The organism is Paracoccaceae bacterium Fryx2 (genome assembly GCA_032334235.1).
Taxonomy (GTDB): domain Bacteria; phylum Pseudomonadota; class Alphaproteobacteria; order Rhodobacterales; family Rhodobacteraceae; genus JAVSGI01.
In genome coordinates this window covers 1,192,116-1,207,919 of the sequence record JAVSGI010000005.1, presented here as the reverse complement: position 1 = coordinate 1,207,919, position 15,804 = coordinate 1,192,116, and the positions used below count along the sequence as shown (strand labels likewise).

The window sequence follows — 15,804 nt, the reverse complement described above, 5'->3', positions numbered from 1 at the left end:
TAAAATGCTGACCCATCCCACCCACGACCGACTGTTGGCGCTCGGCCTGACCGGCATTGCATCGGCGCTCGAAGAACAACGCAGGTCAACCGCCTTCGACGCCCTCTCGTTCGAAGAGCGTCTCGGCCTGCTGGTCGACCGCGAGGCTGCAGAGCGCGACACCAAGAAACTGGCCTCCCGGCTCAAGTTTGCGGCTCTGCGCCAAGATGCCAGCGTCGAGGATCTGGACCTGCGCAGCCCACGTGGTCTTGACCGCAGTGTCATGGCGCATCTTGCCGATGGCGGCTGGATCGCCCGGCACGAGAACCTGCTGATAACCGGGCCGACCGGTTTGGGCAAAAGCTGGATCGCCTGCGCCCTTGGCCACAAGGCGTGCCGGGATGGGCGGCCCGTCCTCTATCAACGTGCGCCGCGCATGTTCGAGGCCCTTGCTCTGGCCCGTGGCGATGGCCGCCATGAACGCATCCTCAAAACCATCGCCCGCATGGATGTGCTGATCATTGACGATTGGGGCCTCGCCGTCCTCACCGCCCCGGAGCGCCGTGACCTGCTGGAAATCCTCGAAGACCGCCACGGCCGCGCTTCCACCATCGTCACAAGCCAACTCCCCGTTGACCAGTGGCACGAAGCCATCGGCGACCCAACGCTCGCAGATGCCATCCTCGACCGCCTCGTTCACAACGCACACCGCCTCACCCTCTCAGGTGAAAGCCTGCGCAGGCGCTCCGCCGTCACAAAAAAGCTTGACCAAATCGTTCAAGCCTGACTCCATGAAAGCGTCGGCCAGCCTGCCCACGATCCCGTGAAATGACTGCCCAGAATGGCGCGAAACGCGTGCCCACGATCGCGCGAAATCAGCGCCCATTCTCCGCGAAATCCGCAGGCAGGTCGTCTCGCGGCGCATCCTGAAAGCCCGAGCGCGGCGGCGGCTCAATCCGCTCTTCGTCGGATGGCTGATGGGCTGGCCTATCGGGCACGCGCTCTGCGCCTGCTCGGAAACGGAGTTCACCCTCTGGCAGCAGCACATGCGTGGCGCTCTCTTGCAGCTGCCCATGGCCTCGGGCCCGTGGATCTGGCGGCCGAGCGAGGGGCCGGAGGGACCAGCGCAGATGAACCTCTTTGAAGGATTGCAGCCATGAGCATGCAGGGACGAATCGTCCGCACAGGCGGCGAACGTGTGAAACGCGCGCTGGGCGTGCAGGCATTACTAGAATGGGCTTTTCAAACTGAACAAGCGCAGCTGGAACTGCCCCCACCAAAGGATGTCATTGAGGAAGGCTATGGCTTTGGGCTGGAATATGTCCTGATGCAACGCGCTGCACTGGGCTGCAAGGTGGATGGCGGCCAGCACAAGATGGGAAGCTATACCCATGCCGATGCCGAAGTGATCGCCGCCACCGTCGCGGGATTGCCTGACAGTCTCGGCGGTATCCGCATGGCGATCAGTGTGGCCGAGTTGGCGCGCGCCGGGATAACGCCCAACTGGATGCCCGGCGCCATCCCCCGCTGTGTGCCGGTCGAAATTAAGCGCAACCGGCACGGCGACCGTGCGGTCAGTGTCGTGGTCGGCACCGCACGCGCGCTGATCAGCGGCAAGTGGCGCGTCGTCGAGGTCCGCGCCTGCCCCGTCACCTTTACCCCCACCCCGCAGCAGATCGAATCCGCCCGCCAAGCCTATGACGACTGGTGGCTGGCGATGGACTGGGTGCGGGATTTGCTGATCGCGGGCGGGATGTTGCGGGAGGTGGAGGTGACGGCAGCGATGCCGAAGGTGCGGCCATGGGAGCAGCGGTGAGCGTATTCGTCAATTCGCGAAGTCCATGAGACCAGAACATGAGAGTGTCTGTTACGAGGATTCCCTGCCTGTCCGATGGCGAGACTCGCTTCGATTCTGATGCATGCACAGGCTGCCGCGAACGCCATCCAGCAAGCGTCTCAGCGGGATCGCTGCTTGCTACAGACGCGCAGGCGATAATGAAGCGCGGGACCGACGTTGCCGCCTCCACTCTCGAAATCCCCTTCGATCAGATAGGGAGCTAGCAAGGCACCGACGGCATTGGCTTTCAATGCCCAAGGCAGGAATGCAGTGGCCGCACGGACCGCCGTGTCCGAAAAATAACGAGCCCCATAGCGGTGGAGCCTGCGCAATCCAGGGATAGTCGCATGTGACATGTCCTCGATCCGCTGGGTCATCAGCCCGGCCGACATATATGCGTCCCCCCACGCATCGGCGGCTCTGAAGCCGTCCTCGACCACTGTCACGGCCTCGTAGAGCATCGCGGCCAGCTGCATGTCGCTGGAGAGCGCCGAGAAATTGGACGCACGCTCGGCGTCGAAGACCACAAGCAGACCATCTGGCGCGAGCACCTGCGCGATGGAGGCTGCGACGGCTGGCCTGTCGGTCGCATAGCACAAGGTTTCGACCGCGAAGATGATGTCGAACGTGCCGATTTCGGGGGGAAGCCGGTCGTGACTGCCCACAAGGACCGAAACATTGGCGTGTCGTCGTGACCGCGCCCTGGCCTTGCGAACGTGCCGTTCGAGCAAATCAGTTCCCACAATCTCGACCGGCGGACACAGCCCCGCCAGTTCGAGCATGTTGAAGCCCAGCCCGCAGCCAAGTTCAAGAACCCGTCTCGCACCGGTTTCGTGGATCAGATCCGCGACGAAGGCAACCTGCGTGAGATAATCCACTTCTCGGAACTCGGGCCCGGCGCTGAGCGCCAAATGCATGCATCCGTCCCTGGAATGGACCCAGTGATATCCGTGTGCCGCGGCGGCATAGTAGCGGTCGATGGTTGTTTCAGAACCCATTTTTAGAACACGGGTCAGGCCGAAAACCCGGTCGATGTCTTTCAGGGCCTGACTGAGTGGCGGAAGCGGAGCAAGACTATGCAAGGTCGGACGCCAATTTCAAACGACCGCGCGGCAGGCGCTTTTTTTCGCACAAATGCGTGACAACCTATTGCTTTCTCTGCTTGTAATCATAACGATACCCATACCCATACCCATACCCATACCCATACCGCCCGCGCGCCTTTCTTGGGTCGAACCCGTTCAAGACCGCGCCGGACAGGCGCAGGCCCGCCGCCGAGAAGGTCTTGATCGTCGCCTCGACCTCGCCCAGATGTGTGACGTCGTGCCGCGCGACGAAAATCGTGGCTCCGGTGTTGCGCGCCACGATGACAGGGTCGGTCACGGCGAGCGCGGCAGGCGTGTCGAAAATGGCCAGATCGAAATTCTGCCCGCACCAGTCGACAAGGCGTGAGAACTCTGCCCGCATGAGCATCTCCGACGGATTGGGCGGATAGCGACCGGTCGGCAGGAAGCACAGCTTCTCGACCGGCCCCTGGATCACGGCCTGATCGGCGGGCAAATCGCCGGCGAGCACCTCGGCCAGCCCGGGGTGGTTGCGGGGGACGTCAAAAAATCTGCGCAGTTGTCCACGCCGCAGGTCGGCGTCGATCAGGCAGACGCGCTGCCCGGACTGCGCGGCGACGACAGCAAGGTTCAGCGCGAGGAACGACTTCCCAGCCTCGGGGTGTGCCGAGGTGACGCAGAGTGTCGGCGTGCGCCCGTCCAGCATGCCAAAATGCAGGCTGGTGCGCAGCGAGCGCAGCGCCTCGACTGTCAGGTCCGCCGTCTGTTCGAGGGCGAGGATCGGCAGCTTGCCCTGGCGCTTGCCATCAGTGTCGGCGGCCTTGTTGTAATTGATGGTGGCGAAAACGGGCAGGCCCAGCTTTTCCAGTTCAGAGCCGTCCTGCACGCCCTTGCGCATCCAGTTGCGGATCAGCACCAGCGCGATCCCGACCATCCCCCCGAGCACCATCGCCAGCTCCAGGATCAACGCCTTGCGGGGCGCGATTGGCATCGGCCCGGCCGCTGCGGCATCGACGATGCGGACATTGCCGATGGTGCTGGCGCGCAGAACCTCGACTTCCTGCGCGCGGGTCAGCAGTTCGGTGTAGATCCCCTGCGCCACTTCCACGCCCCGCGTCAAGTTCAGGATCTGGCGCTGTGTCTCGGGAAGGGCGCCGACCTGCTCGCGCAACTCGGCCAGCCGAGCTTCGAGTCGCTGCCGGTCATCCAGCAATGCCCTGTAGGTCGGATGGGCGGGAGTATAGCGCTGGCGCAATTCATCCTCGCTCCGCTGCAATTCGGACAGATCCCCCTCGATCCGGGTGACCTGCCCCAGAATCGTCTGGGTCTCCAGCGTAAGGTCAACGGAGACCTGCTGCTGGCGAAAGACATTCAGCTCGGCCTCGGCCTCGCGAAGGTTGCGTTCGGCTTGCGGTAACTGCTCGCGGATGAAGGTGAGGCTGCTTTCGGCCTCGGCAGCACTGCGGGCGACGTTCTGACGTAGATACGCCTGAATGATCGCGTTTAACGCCCGTACATTTCCAATACGATCCTCGCCGCTCAGCCGGATGTCGAGAATACCGGAGGCCCGCCCGCTCTCACTGACAGACATCCGCCCCCTCAACGCGCCTATGGCCCGGATTTCATCCACTTGCTGGATTGTGAAACGGCGTCCAGGCGGTGCGTCGATCGATGCCAGCGTCAGCGAAAACCCGGTTTCACCGAGCGTGGCTTGCTGGCCCACGGTCCCGTCGATCTGGTGCCCGTCAGGCAAAGTCAGCCGATAGGACTGAGCGCTCAGGACAACCAGTTCGATTTCGCGGTTCAACCATGCGGGCGGAACGACCAGGTGATCGAGAGCGATGCGCTCGCCGGGACGGATGATGTGATCCGGGATCACAGTGTCAATGACCGAAAAGCGATAGCGCGACAGCATTGTGCCTATGACAGGGGCCATGTCCGGCGAAACGCGCCAGTCCAGGTTCTGGTCCGCGACGGCTTGCCCGAGAACCATGCGCGAGCGCAAAATCTCTATCTCGGTCACGCTGCGCGGGTCGTCGTAGCCCACCATCGCGTTCAGGCTGCTCGGCAGCGCCAGAGAGCCGGTTTTTTCCTCAAGCTGCAACAGCGCATCGGCCTGAAAGGTTGGATTGGTGTTGGCGATGAAGAAGGCACCGGCGGCGATCCCGAGCGCCGTTGTCAGCGCGATCAGGACTTTGCCCTTCCAGAGGGTCACGACAAGCTGGCCGAGGTCGATCTCGTCGTCGTCGAGCACCGCAGATTGTGTCATGTTCGTCCGCTCCCTGTTCGGGTCGTCCGCGCTGCGAAGCGATACGTCGTGCACAGGTTTGCCATCCATCTTCTCATCCCTTTGCCTTAGGCTCGAGCTTTGCCGCCCAAGCCGAACCCGCCGTGTCGATCAGGGAGAAGACTTCCTGATGGAACTGCCGCGAGCGTCGATAGGGATCAGCAATGCCCTTGCCGCCCTGCCAATGGTCGAAAAGCATGACGCGCCCCGACAGGTCGGGTGCCGCCTTGATGATCTCGCGCCGATGCCCGGGCTCCATGGTCAGGATCAGGTCGTGATCGAGCCCGAGTTCGCGGCTGAATTGCCGCGCGACATGCCCGTCGAGATCGACGCCATACTCGGCCGCGACTGCGGCGGCCGTTTCATCGGCACCGTGCCCGACCAGCGCGCCAATCCCTGCGGAGGACACCAAGATCGAATATCCGCGGTCCTGCAGCCGCGCCAACAGAAGCCGTTCACCCACTGGCGAACGGCAGTTGTTGCCGACACAAACGACGAGAACCGAACGAAACAAGCAGCCTTCCCTCCGCATCAGTTGGCAATGCTGTTGGTGGTATCGATCGCCTGCACGGTCGGCAACAGGCGCACGATGGTGTCGTTCCAGCGCTGCAGCGGCGATCGCAGGACATAGACCACGTCGCCGGGCTCCAGCACGAAGCGAGTACCCAGAAGCAGCCCGGTGGGACTGGACGTGTCGAGTTGGAACACTCGCGTCAGCACACCCGCCGCCCGGAAGACCAGCACACCGCGCGCATCGGCGCGGGGTTGTTGCAACCCGCCACGGCGCGTGATGGCTTGGGTCAGGGTGATCGGCTCCAGCGACAGGTCGATGACATCGGGCCTCGCCACCTCGCCCAGCAGATAGGCCTCCTCGGCGCGACGGCGCGGGACGCTGACCACATCGCCGTTGCGCAGGACCGGGTTGTTCTGCGTCAGGCCGCCCGTCAGGAAGCCCTGCACATCGACATGATAGACCCGCCCCCCCCGCTGGACGCTCACGATGCGCGGATCCGCTTGGTCAGTGAAGCCACCGGCGGCGTTGATGGCCTCGATCAGCGTCAGCGCAACTGCGGTTAAGGGCTGACGATTCGGCATTTCCACCTCGCCCGAGACTACGACCGCTTGTGCGTTGAAGGCCGCGATCCGAACTTCGACCTGGGGATCGGGGATGAACGTCGCAAGCCGCTGCGAAATGTCGCTGCGGATCTGGTCAACCGATCGACCGCTAGCTTGTACCGAACCGATAAAGGGATAGTTGATCGTCCCATCACTGCCGACCTGGAACCCGCTTTCCGCAGCGCTGCGCTGCGGGCCTGAAGGAAGCGTCAGTTCGGGGTGATTGAAAACGATCACTGACAGGATGTCGCCGGGACCGACGTGATAGATCCACTGGCGGCCTGCCGGCAGCGACGATGCACGATGTCCCCGGGCCGGACTGGTGTAGTTGCCGATGTTCGTCGCATCTAGGACAACCACCTCGACATCGTCGCCCAGTGCGCGCTGACCTTCGGGCGTGGTAGGGAAGACAACATAACCGTCCGAGCAGGCCACAAGCACAAGAACGGCAAGCAGACCCATCAAAGCGCGGATCCACTTGCCAAGCCAGCCACCACCGACCACGGTCCCGAAAAGCGATGCATGGTGGGCAGCTGTGGTTGTCATATATTTGCGATTTCCTAATCGGGCCTGTTCAACCCATTTAAAATGCCCGGACAACAAACTGGTTGCCCATTACTCCATCTTTAGCGGTCTGACAGGTGTCTTGCCAGCATATTTTGCGTGGTCAGTGCGATTTGCGGGTGTAAGATGTCCATCTCCGGAACCTCCGCGCGAGTCGTATCGTCAATGGATGGCAGGCCGAGAATGCCAGCATATAGCCCCCCAGCGCGAACCATGCGGCACCCGGATTGTTCCAGAGCAGGACACCGGTCACGACGGGGGCGATGATGAACGGCAGCAGGATGATCGTCGTCAAAGGGTTGGACCGATAGCGCCCCCGGTATCCGAACCAGACGATGTCCAGCGTGCGTCGGACCTTCTGATGCAGATGCATCCTGTCAGGCTGTGTTATGGAAACCTTGTCGGCCACGCGCCGCAGGATCGTGTGGAACACGTCGGCAAGCGGCCAGAAGATCACCAAAAGCAAAGCCGGCACTGCCACTTCGCTGGAGAGCGATGCCAGCAGGAACATCAAAAAGACAAGCAGATGACCCAGACCATAGGCACCGGCATCGCCGAAAAACACACGCGCGACCGGCCAGTTCAGAAACAGGAAACCTATTGTGGCGGCTACCAGCAACAGGGCAAAGCCGGTGACAGCGGGCAAGGACGCTAGCGTAGCAATTGCGGCGCAGCCCAGTGCCGATGTCGTGATCACCGACGCTGCCAGACCATTCATTCCGTCGATCAGGTTGACAGCATGACAAAACCCGGCCGAAAAGATCACGGTCAGAATGATGGCAACCGCAGGCGTGGCCATAGCCCAGTCGATGCCCGGTATGTCCGCTTTCGGCACCCAAACCCCCAACAGGGCAACCGCAGCAACGCCAGAGAATACCGCCGCCAGAAATCGCCCGCGCGGCGACACGTGATGGCCGAGATCCTCGGCCAGCCCCGTAATGAAGACCGGAAGAACCGACAGAAGCAACAGCGGCGCGAAGCTTTCGCCCTCGTTCAGCATTTGCAGGGCTACGGCGAAAGCCAGACCGGCAACGGCCGCCAATCCACCTAAACGCAGCGGGTTTCCGACGTGAGAGGATTGGACGGCGGTTCCATCGTCACGCGGCTTTGATACACCGTTCAGTTGCTGCCTGATCCGGAGCAAAATAAAGCCAGAAAAAAGCGACCCAATGAATGCGCAAAATAAATAAAGAACCAGATACATTACTCACCCCCCCGACCAGGGTTCACCAGAATGTGATATTCCAAAATCAATTCTGAATAAAAAACTCTTTAACCTCTCGAAGGGGCCGGGTCAACGCCTGATTGCGCGAACGATCCCGTCAGGGTCAGCCCAGACAAGGATGCGATAATCGTTGTGCCGCAAGATTGCCACATGCAAGAAACGGGGCGCATCCCCCCCGGCATGGTTCCTCCCGGGCCCTATTCCTATACGCAGGGGAATCGCGTTTGGCACTGACGACGTGATCTGAACCTCTTGTGGCTAAGGGCGGGATCGATTCTGGCCGACATTCCCCAAGTGGCATGCCGTTTGACGCCAAGATCACCTAAACTCGCTTGCCGATCAAGCGTTTTGGGCCCTGAGCGGCGTTTGCGTGCGCCAGAACGTTCGAATGCGGGGGGGTCGGGCCGCAAACTCGCATCATTCTGGCCCAGCATCGCCGTTCTTCAGCGCGGTGGACAGAACTGTCCTGCCGCTTTCGTTCAGTTTCTGTCAGGTTCGCGGTCACGCACATGACGGTGGCGCTCGAAGGCGGTGAATTGCAGTTAGGATGGCTCTGACCATGGGGCCTGTGACCGCCACCTCGGCAAGTTGGAAGGTGATGGCGCGGGCGTGACGCACGACGCGGGCCCCGATCTTGATCAGCTTGAGCTGGAGGGATGTCAGCGACCAGTTGGCCATGGCCTCGGGCAGATCGATGCAGCGCAGGAACGTTGCCAGGTTGTAGGCCAGCGCGTGCAGTTGCAGCCGGACCTCGTTGTCACGGAACCGCTTGCATGACAGCCGCGTCCAGTGGAAGGCGTATTTGCCCTCCTTGATGTGCTGTTCGGCGGTGCCACGCTGGTTGTAGAAGCGCACCACCCAATCTGGCTCCATGGGCAGGTTGGTGATGATGAAGCCGACTTTGGGGAACAGCTCTCCGGGGTGCCATTCGATCTTGGCGATGACACGGCGGGGCTTGTCCCAGGACGCCGCCTGATACTCGAAGTCCTCGTAAAAGCGTTTGACCTTGGTCAGCGACGGACGGCCTACGGGCCGGGTCAGTCGATGCGCGATCTTCTCCTTGAGCACTGCATTGGAGGGCAACCGGATGGTGTAGAAATAGCCCGTCTCTTCCAGCCGCGCGTAGATCGCAGGGATCGCATAGGCGGCGTCGGCGCGGAAGAAGCGGCCACCAAGGTTGCGGCCAGCATAACGGGCGATGACGGGATCGAGGACATCCCGCCAGCCGTCGGCGCTGTGAACATTGCCGTTGCGCAGGGCGCAGCGTTCCAGCATGCCGAACTGGTTGAACAGGAAATTCGGGTGATAACAGGTGCAGTCGAAATGGCCGTTCCAGGCGGACCCTTCCTGATCGCCATGGGTGGGGCTGACCGAGCTGTCCATGTCCAGCACGATATACTTCAGCCCGTTGCGGTCGTGGAAGCGGTCGATCCATTGGCCGTTCAGGTCTGCCAGCGCCGCCCGGTTCGTGGGCGAGGCCAAGGTCTCGGTCTCAAATCGCCCCATCTGCGTTGCTGAGGCCGCTTGCGCATCGACAGCCCGGCCACCGACAACCTGACGCATCACGGGATCGAGCGCGAGACGGTCGGCATCGTTGACGTCCTCGTATCCGGCCAGCCGCCCGAATACTGACTGCCGGAACAGCCCGTCGAGCCGATGGACGGTGTTCTTGCCGGTGCGGTTATCGCGTAGCGCCTCTGACGCAAGGCCCGACAGCCCGAGCGCGTCATCGAGCTCGCGCATCACCAGCAAACCGCCGTCCGAACTGATCTGCGCACCCCGGAACTCCAGCCGCACGCGGCGGTCGAAATCGACCCGATGACCTTGATCCGAACCCGCACCCTCTGGGTGATCCATAAAACACGTCCCTCGCAGCCATCAACACTATGATTTATATAGGAAATAATGAGTTCAGGACAGCGAAATCATAGATTTACTTGGGGAATGCGGGATACGATCTGTCGGCAATATCGCTTGATTGGGCCAGTTGATCAAGTGTTTTTCGCCCTGAGCGGTGTCTGTGGTCGCGCAGACGGTTGGAGTTGTGCGGATTTGGCCGCAAAGCGGCCGCGTCGGTGCCCGGCGGCGACGTTTTTCAGCGCGGCGGACGGACCTATGGAGCCGCTTTCGTTCAGTTCGGGCCTAGTTCGCCGTCAAGTGCATGACGCTGGCGCTCGCAATCGGCGAATGGGGGCGAGGATGGCGCGTACCATCGGGCCGGTGACAGCGACTTCGGCCAGTTGGAAGGTGATGGCGCGGGCATGACGCACGACGCGGGCCCCGATCTTGATCAGTTTCAATTGCAGGCTGGTCAACGACCAGTCGGCCATTTCCTCGGGCAGTTCGATGCAGCGCAAGAAGGTGGCCAGGTTGTAGGCCAGCGCGTGCAGCTGCAGTCGGACCTCGTTGTCGCGAAACTTCCTGCATGACAGCCGTGTCCAGTGAAAGGCATATTTACCCTCCTTGATGTGCTGGTCGGCCGTGCCGCGCTGGTTGTAGAAGCCCATCACCCAGTCCGGCTCCATCGGCAGGTTGGTGACGATGAAGCCCACGCGGGGGAACAGCTCGCCCGGATGCCATTCGATCTTGGCGATTACGCGGCGCTCCTTGTCCCAGGACGCGGCCTGATAGTGGAAATCCTCGAAGAAGCGTTTGACCTTGGTCAGCGAAGGCCGCCCCACCGGCCGGGTCAGCCGATGTGCGATCTTCTCGCGCAGGACGCTGTTGGCGGGCAGTCGGATGGCGTAGAAATAGCCTGCCTCTTCGAGCCGCGCATAGATCGCCGGGATCGCGTAGGCGGCATCGGCCCGGAAGAACCGCAGGATGTCACGTTTGGCATACCGAGCGATCACCGGATCGAGGACATCCCGCCAGCCGTCGGCGCTGTGGACGTTGCCATTGCGCAGGGCACAGCGTTCCAGCATGCCGAACTGGTTGAACAGAAAGTTCGGGTGATAGCAGGTGCAGTCGAAATGCCCGTTCCAGGCGGACCCTTCCTGATCACCATGGGTCGGGCTGACCGAGCTGTCCATGTCCAGCACGATGAACTTCAGCCCGTTACGGTCATGAAACCGGTCGATCCATTGGCCATTCAGATCGGCCAGCGCTTCCCGGTTTTCGACCAGGGCCATCGTCTCTGTCTCGAACCGCCCCATCTGCGAGGCCGAGGCCGCTTGTGCATCGACTGCCCTGCCGCCCACGACCTGACGCATCACGGGATCGAGGGCGAGACGGTCAGCATCGTTGACATCCTCGTATCCGGCCAGCCGTCCATAGACCGACTGCCGAAACAGCCCGTCGAGCCGGTGGACCGTGTTCTTGCCACGACGGGTGTCGCACAGCGCCGATGACGCAAGGTCAGACAACCCAAGCGCGTCATCCAACTCGCGCATCACCAGAAGGTCACCGTCCGAACTGAGCTGCGTGCCGCGGAATTCCAACCGCACGCGAGAGTCGAATTCTACCCGATCTGCCCGCTGCAAGCCCGCACCCTCTGGGTGATCCATGAAATCCGTCCCTCGAAGCCATCAACACTATGATTTATATAGAAAATACCATGGTCACGACAGCGAAATCAGCGGATTACTTGGGGAATGCGGGATAGCGCCGCCCGAAACTCTCTGATCTCGCCACTTCCGTCCAACTCAACCTCCACCGTTCAATTCGGTTCGGTCGGACGTTTGCGTGGGTAAGGGTGGGTATCAAGTCGATACTTCTGGATAGTTGCATTCTATCAATGGCTTGCTAATCATTCAGCAGAAACGATGTTCGCGCGCGTGCGGCTGACTGCTTAGGCTCAAGTTGCAAGTGCAACACCGCCGCCCTTTTGGGCATAGGATGTTGCGATGGACAGACGAAGCAAGCACCTCAGCAGCGAGGAACGTGGCGTGATACTCGCCGAACATAACCGGGGCAGCAGCCAGCAGGCGATCGGGATGCTTCTTGACCGGTCGGCGAGCACGATTTGCCGGGAACTGGTGCGGGGTCGTCAGGACGATGGCACCTATTGCCCTCAATTGGCGCGGCTGGTTTACGACGTTCGCCGGACGCGATGTCGGCGCGCTCGCAAGCTGATCGAAGGCGACGCGACCCATCGCTTCGTGCACAGCCATCTTGTTCATCGGCGCTGGTCTCCCGAGCAGATTGCGCACAGACTGCGGCTCATGCATCCCGATGACCCTGCTGCCCGCGTCAGCCACGAGACCATCTACGCCGCGATCTATGCCCAGCCGCGTGGCGGCCTGAAGGCGGCAATGATCGAGGCGCTGCGCCAGGCAAAACCTGTGCGCGGGCGGCGGCGCACGACGCTGGCGGGAAGCGCCATGGTCCCGGAAACATTGCGGATTATCAACCGACCTGAGGAAATCGAGGCGCGGCTGGTACCCGGCCACTGGGAAGGTGACTTGATCAAGGGCGCCTTCAATCGTTCCTCGGTGGGCACTTTGGTTGAGCGCAAGACCCGCTTCGTCGTTCTATGCAAAATGAATGGAAATGGGGCCGAGGCGGTTCTCGACAGCTTCACCCGGCAGATGAAGCGGCTGCCAGCAGCGCTTCGCAAAAGCATGACTTATGATCGTGGGTCGGAAATGGCCTGCCACCCGGAACTTGCCCGCCGACTGAAGATCGATATCTGGTTCTGCGATCCGCATGCCCCCTGGCAGCGCGGCAGCAACGAGAACACCAACGGCCTCTTGCGCCAGTTCATGCCCAAAGGCACCGATCTCAGCGATGCCAGCCAAACCTGGCTCAACGACGTCGCAGCCCTGATGAACAACCGCCCCAGAAAAACCCTCGGTTGGAAAACACCCGCCGAAGCCATGGCCGAAGAAATGGCCGCCTTCAATGAAGCCGTTGCACTTGCAATTTGAATCCGCCCTGTCCCGCTTATCCGCTTGCCTTTGTTCGACTTTGAGCGATGTATGGGCGCAAAGTTTGATGAGGGCGCAAGATGATGGTTCACGATCCTGGCACAACATGGTTTTTGGCGCAGCTGAAGCCAAACTGCGCCAAGATCGCGGATAAGAACCTCGGTCGCCAGGGCTTCCGGACGTTTCTGCCGATGGAAGAGGAGACACGTCAGCGCAACGGTAAGTTTGTAACGGCCAACAAGCCGCTGTTTCCAGGCTACATCTTCGTGGCGCTCAATGTGGCGCAAGGGCTGTGGCGCCGCGTCAACTCGACCTACGGCATCACCCGACTGGTGAGCTTTGGCAAAGACCCGGCGCCGGTGCCTCTTGATCTCGTGTCCCAGATTATGCTGCGCTGCGACGCTGATGGCAAAGTGCTGCCGCCCAAGTTGCTGAAACCTGGAGATCAGGTCGCATTGAACACAGGGCCGTTCGCCAACTTCGTGGCCGAGGTGGAGAAGATCGCGCCCGATCGGCGCGTCTGGGTGTTGATGGAGATCATGGGTGGCCAGACGCGGGTTGCGGTTGGGGCGGACCAGCTGCGAGCGGTTTGACCGTGTATTGAGCTGCACGGGGTCCACAGGCTATCAATCGCCAAACATCCAAAAGATCGAGCGGAGAATAAATGAAAATTCTGGTAACCGGTGGAGCTGGCTATATCGGCAGCCATACGCTGTTGCAGCTTCTGCGCGAGCGGCATGAAGTCCTCGTTTTTGACAACTATGCGAACAGCTCCCCTGAGGCGCTGAAACGTGTGAAACAACTTGCAAATGCTGACTTCGAAATTTGTGAAGGTGACATTCAGGATGCGGCCCGGTTGAGCGAGGCATTTGGCGATTTTAAGCCTGAATCGGTCATCCATTTTGCAGGTTTGAAGGCCGTAGGGGAATCCAACGAAAAGCCTCTGGAGTATTTTGCGCAAAACGTTTCTGGTTCGATTGAGCTCTTGAAGGCCATGCAACGACACGACTGTCGCCGGATCGTGTTTTCATCCTCGGCGACGGTCTATGGCGAGGCGCAATATCTACCTTACGACGAACAACATCCGCTGCAACCGACGAACCCATATGGACGCACAAAGTATTTTATTGAGGAAATCATTCGTGATTGGGCTGCCTCGTGGAAAGACGCAAGTGCTGTTTTGCTCCGGTATTTCAACCCAGTGGGCGCTGATCCGTCTGGTCGAATTGGTGAAGACCCAAATGGCATTCCAAACAATCTGGTTCCGTATATCTCGCAGGTGGCAGTCGGGCGTTTGCAGTACCTGAATGTGTATGGCGCTGATTATGACACGCGAGATGGAACTGGAGAACGCGATTACATCCATGTCGAGGACCTCGCTCGAGCCCATTTGGCGGCCATCGAGTTTGCTTCGACCTCCACCGGGTGTGAGGCCATCAATGTCGGGACTGGACGTGGTGCCACAGTGATTGAAATGGTGAAAGCTTTTGAGCATGCGTCAGGACGCGCAGTGCCATATAAAATCGGGCCACGACGCGATGGCGATGTGGCGCGCAGTCTCGCAGCTGTAGACAAAGCCGAGCGCCTTCTCGGATGGAAAGCCAAGCTCGACATCGATGACATGTGCCGGACAACTTGGAGTTGGCAATCCGCCAATCCGAATGGGTACAATCAAGAATAATTGGGGAATCCACTATTGCCGGTTTCTCAAACCGGGCGATCAGGTCGCATTGAACACAGGGCCATTTGCCAACTTCGTGGCAGAGGTCGAGAAGATCGCGCCCGATCGGCGCGTCTGGGTGTTGATGGAGATTATGGGTGGCCAGACGCGGGTTGCGGTCGGAGCGGACCAGCTGCGAGCGGTGTGAGTTTCAGCGCGCGGAAACTCTATACGCCAACCTGCCAACCCATTCCTTGATGGCGATGTTCAGCACCTCGAGATTGCCACTGAGGTTCGTATGCGCCGTCCCCGCCCCATTGATTACGGCGGTTCCGTCGCACTGATGCATCGGCGATTCTCCTTCTGAACGTTCAGAAGGAGACTGCGATGATCGACGGCGGGGATGGGTTTGATGGCTGTATCGAGGTTGTGCATCGGACGCGTGGATATCGGCGGTGGCCGGACAATGTGAAAGCCCGGATCGTGTCTGAGAGCTTTCAGCCGGGCGCGCGGGTGGTTGATGTCGCGCGGCGCCACGATCTCCTCCCGCATCAGATTTCGGGGTGGCGGCGTCTGGCGCGCGAGGGTCTGCTTGTTCTGCCTGCAGAGTTGATGGAGCGGCAATCTGCTGAAGTGGTTCCGAGTTTTGTGCCGATTACAGTCGTGGATGAGGATCCGCCACCGGCTGGGGAGCGCCCAGCCGGTGATGGCCGCATCGATATCCGACTGGGTGAAGATCTCGTGATGCATGTGCCTGGCGATGTAATGGTGGAGCGGGTGGCCGCGCTGGTGCGCGCGCTGCGGGGCGAGCGATGATTGTCGCGGGCCAGCGGTTGCCGATCGTGATCGCCACGCGCCCGGTAGATTTCCGGCGCGGCCATGATGGTCTGGCGGCTACCGTGCAGAACGAGTTGGGGCTTGATCCACATTCGGGGCTGACCGTAATCTTCCGTTCCAAGCGCGGGGACCGGCTGAAGATCCTGGTCTGGGACGGAACCGGACTGGTCATGGTGTATAAGCGCCTGGAACAGGGCAGCTTCGCCTGGCCCAAGGTTCAGGACGGGACGATTCGGCTGTCACGGGCCCAGTGTGAGGCTTTGTTCGAAGGTCTGGACTGGCGGCGGGTTGTGGCACAACGGGTGCTGCCACCAGCTGCCGCAGGATGACTGATTAGGTTGATTTTATCGTTATTTTATTGGCCTTT

Annotated in this window: 14 protein-coding genes; 7 read left to right on the top strand and 7 right to left on the bottom strand. The window is 60.9% G+C overall.

Annotated features, from left to right (window positions below):
- Nucleotides 1-4 precede the first annotated feature (4 nt).
- The gene (gene istB / locus RNZ50_14950) at nt 5-766 is read left to right on the top strand and encodes an IS21-like element helper ATPase IstB (GenBank protein ID MDT8856291.1); all 762 of its coding nucleotides are present in this window, start codon (nt 5-7) and stop codon (nt 764-766) included.
- 369 nt (nt 767-1,135) lie between these two features.
- Entirely contained in the window at nt 1,136-1,795 is a 660-nt protein-coding gene (locus RNZ50_14945; protein MDT8856290.1) for a hypothetical protein, read from the top strand.
- Nucleotides 1,796-1,935: 140 nt separating this feature from the next.
- Here the strand turns inward: RNZ50_14945 and RNZ50_14940 are convergent, their stop codons facing one another.
- The 7 genes from RNZ50_14940 to RNZ50_14910 form a co-directional block, all read right to left on the bottom strand.
- Entirely contained in the window at nt 1,936-2,733 is a 798-nt protein-coding gene (locus tag RNZ50_14940; GenBank protein ID MDT8856289.1) for a class I SAM-dependent methyltransferase, read from the bottom strand.
- 229 nt (nt 2,734-2,962) lie between these two features.
- Nucleotides 2,963-5,218 (bottom strand): polysaccharide biosynthesis tyrosine autokinase, encoded by a 2,256-nt coding sequence (locus RNZ50_14935; GenBank protein ID MDT8856288.1) that lies wholly within the window; start codon nt 5,216-5,218, stop codon nt 2,963-2,965.
- A gap of 4 nt (nt 5,219-5,222) precedes the next feature.
- Nucleotides 5,223-5,681, bottom strand: a complete 459-nt coding sequence (locus RNZ50_14930) for a low molecular weight phosphotyrosine protein phosphatase (GenBank protein MDT8856287.1) — start codon at nt 5,679-5,681, stop codon at nt 5,223-5,225.
- A 17-nt stretch (nt 5,682-5,698) separates the two neighbouring features.
- Complete coding sequence (locus RNZ50_14925) at nt 5,699-6,829, bottom strand: polysaccharide biosynthesis/export family protein (GenBank protein ID MDT8856286.1); 1,131 nt, start codon at nt 6,827-6,829, stop codon at nt 5,699-5,701.
- Between the two features lie 121 nt (nt 6,830-6,950).
- Nucleotides 6,951-8,051, bottom strand: coding sequence for a glycosyltransferase (locus RNZ50_14920; protein MDT8856285.1), 1,101 nt, complete (start codon nt 8,049-8,051; stop codon nt 6,951-6,953).
- 522 nt (nt 8,052-8,573) lie between these two features.
- The gene (locus RNZ50_14915; GenBank protein ID MDT8856284.1) at nt 8,574-9,929 is read right to left on the bottom strand and encodes an IS1380 family transposase; all 1,356 of its coding nucleotides are present in this window, start codon (nt 9,927-9,929) and stop codon (nt 8,574-8,576) included.
- 296 nt (nt 9,930-10,225) lie between these two features.
- On the bottom strand, nt 10,226-11,578 hold the full coding sequence (locus RNZ50_14910) for an IS1380 family transposase (GenBank protein ID MDT8856283.1): 1,353 nt from the start codon (nt 11,576-11,578) through the stop codon (nt 10,226-10,228).
- Nucleotides 11,579-11,917: 339 nt separating this feature from the next.
- Here RNZ50_14910 and RNZ50_14905 point away from each other — a divergent pair, with 339 nt between their 5' ends.
- The 5 genes from RNZ50_14905 (at nt 11,918) to tnpB (ending at nt 15,766) form a co-directional block, all read left to right on the top strand.
- Nucleotides 11,918-12,940 carry an IS30 family transposase gene (locus RNZ50_14905; protein MDT8856282.1) on the top strand — a complete coding sequence of 341 codons (1,023 nt, stop codon included), beginning with the start codon at nt 11,918-11,920 and terminating at the stop codon, nt 12,938-12,940.
- An 80-nt stretch (nt 12,941-13,020) separates the two neighbouring features.
- Entirely contained in the window at nt 13,021-13,533 is a 513-nt protein-coding gene (locus RNZ50_14900) for a transcriptional activator RfaH (protein MDT8856281.1), read from the top strand.
- Nucleotides 13,534-13,604: 71 nt separating this feature from the next.
- A complete protein-coding gene (gene galE, locus RNZ50_14895) occupies nt 13,605-14,621 on the top strand; it encodes a UDP-glucose 4-epimerase GalE (GenBank protein MDT8856280.1) in 1,017 nt (338 codons plus the stop codon).
- 366 nt (nt 14,622-14,987) lie between these two features.
- Nucleotides 14,988-15,416, top strand: coding sequence for a transposase (locus RNZ50_14890; protein ID MDT8856279.1), 429 nt, complete (start codon nt 14,988-14,990; stop codon nt 15,414-15,416).
- Entirely contained in the window at nt 15,413-15,766 is a 354-nt protein-coding gene (gene tnpB / locus RNZ50_14885; protein MDT8856278.1) for an IS66 family insertion sequence element accessory protein TnpB, read from the top strand. The genes RNZ50_14890 and tnpB overlap by 4 nt, the downstream gene beginning before the upstream one ends.
- Nucleotides 15,767-15,804: the final 38 nt, after the last annotated feature.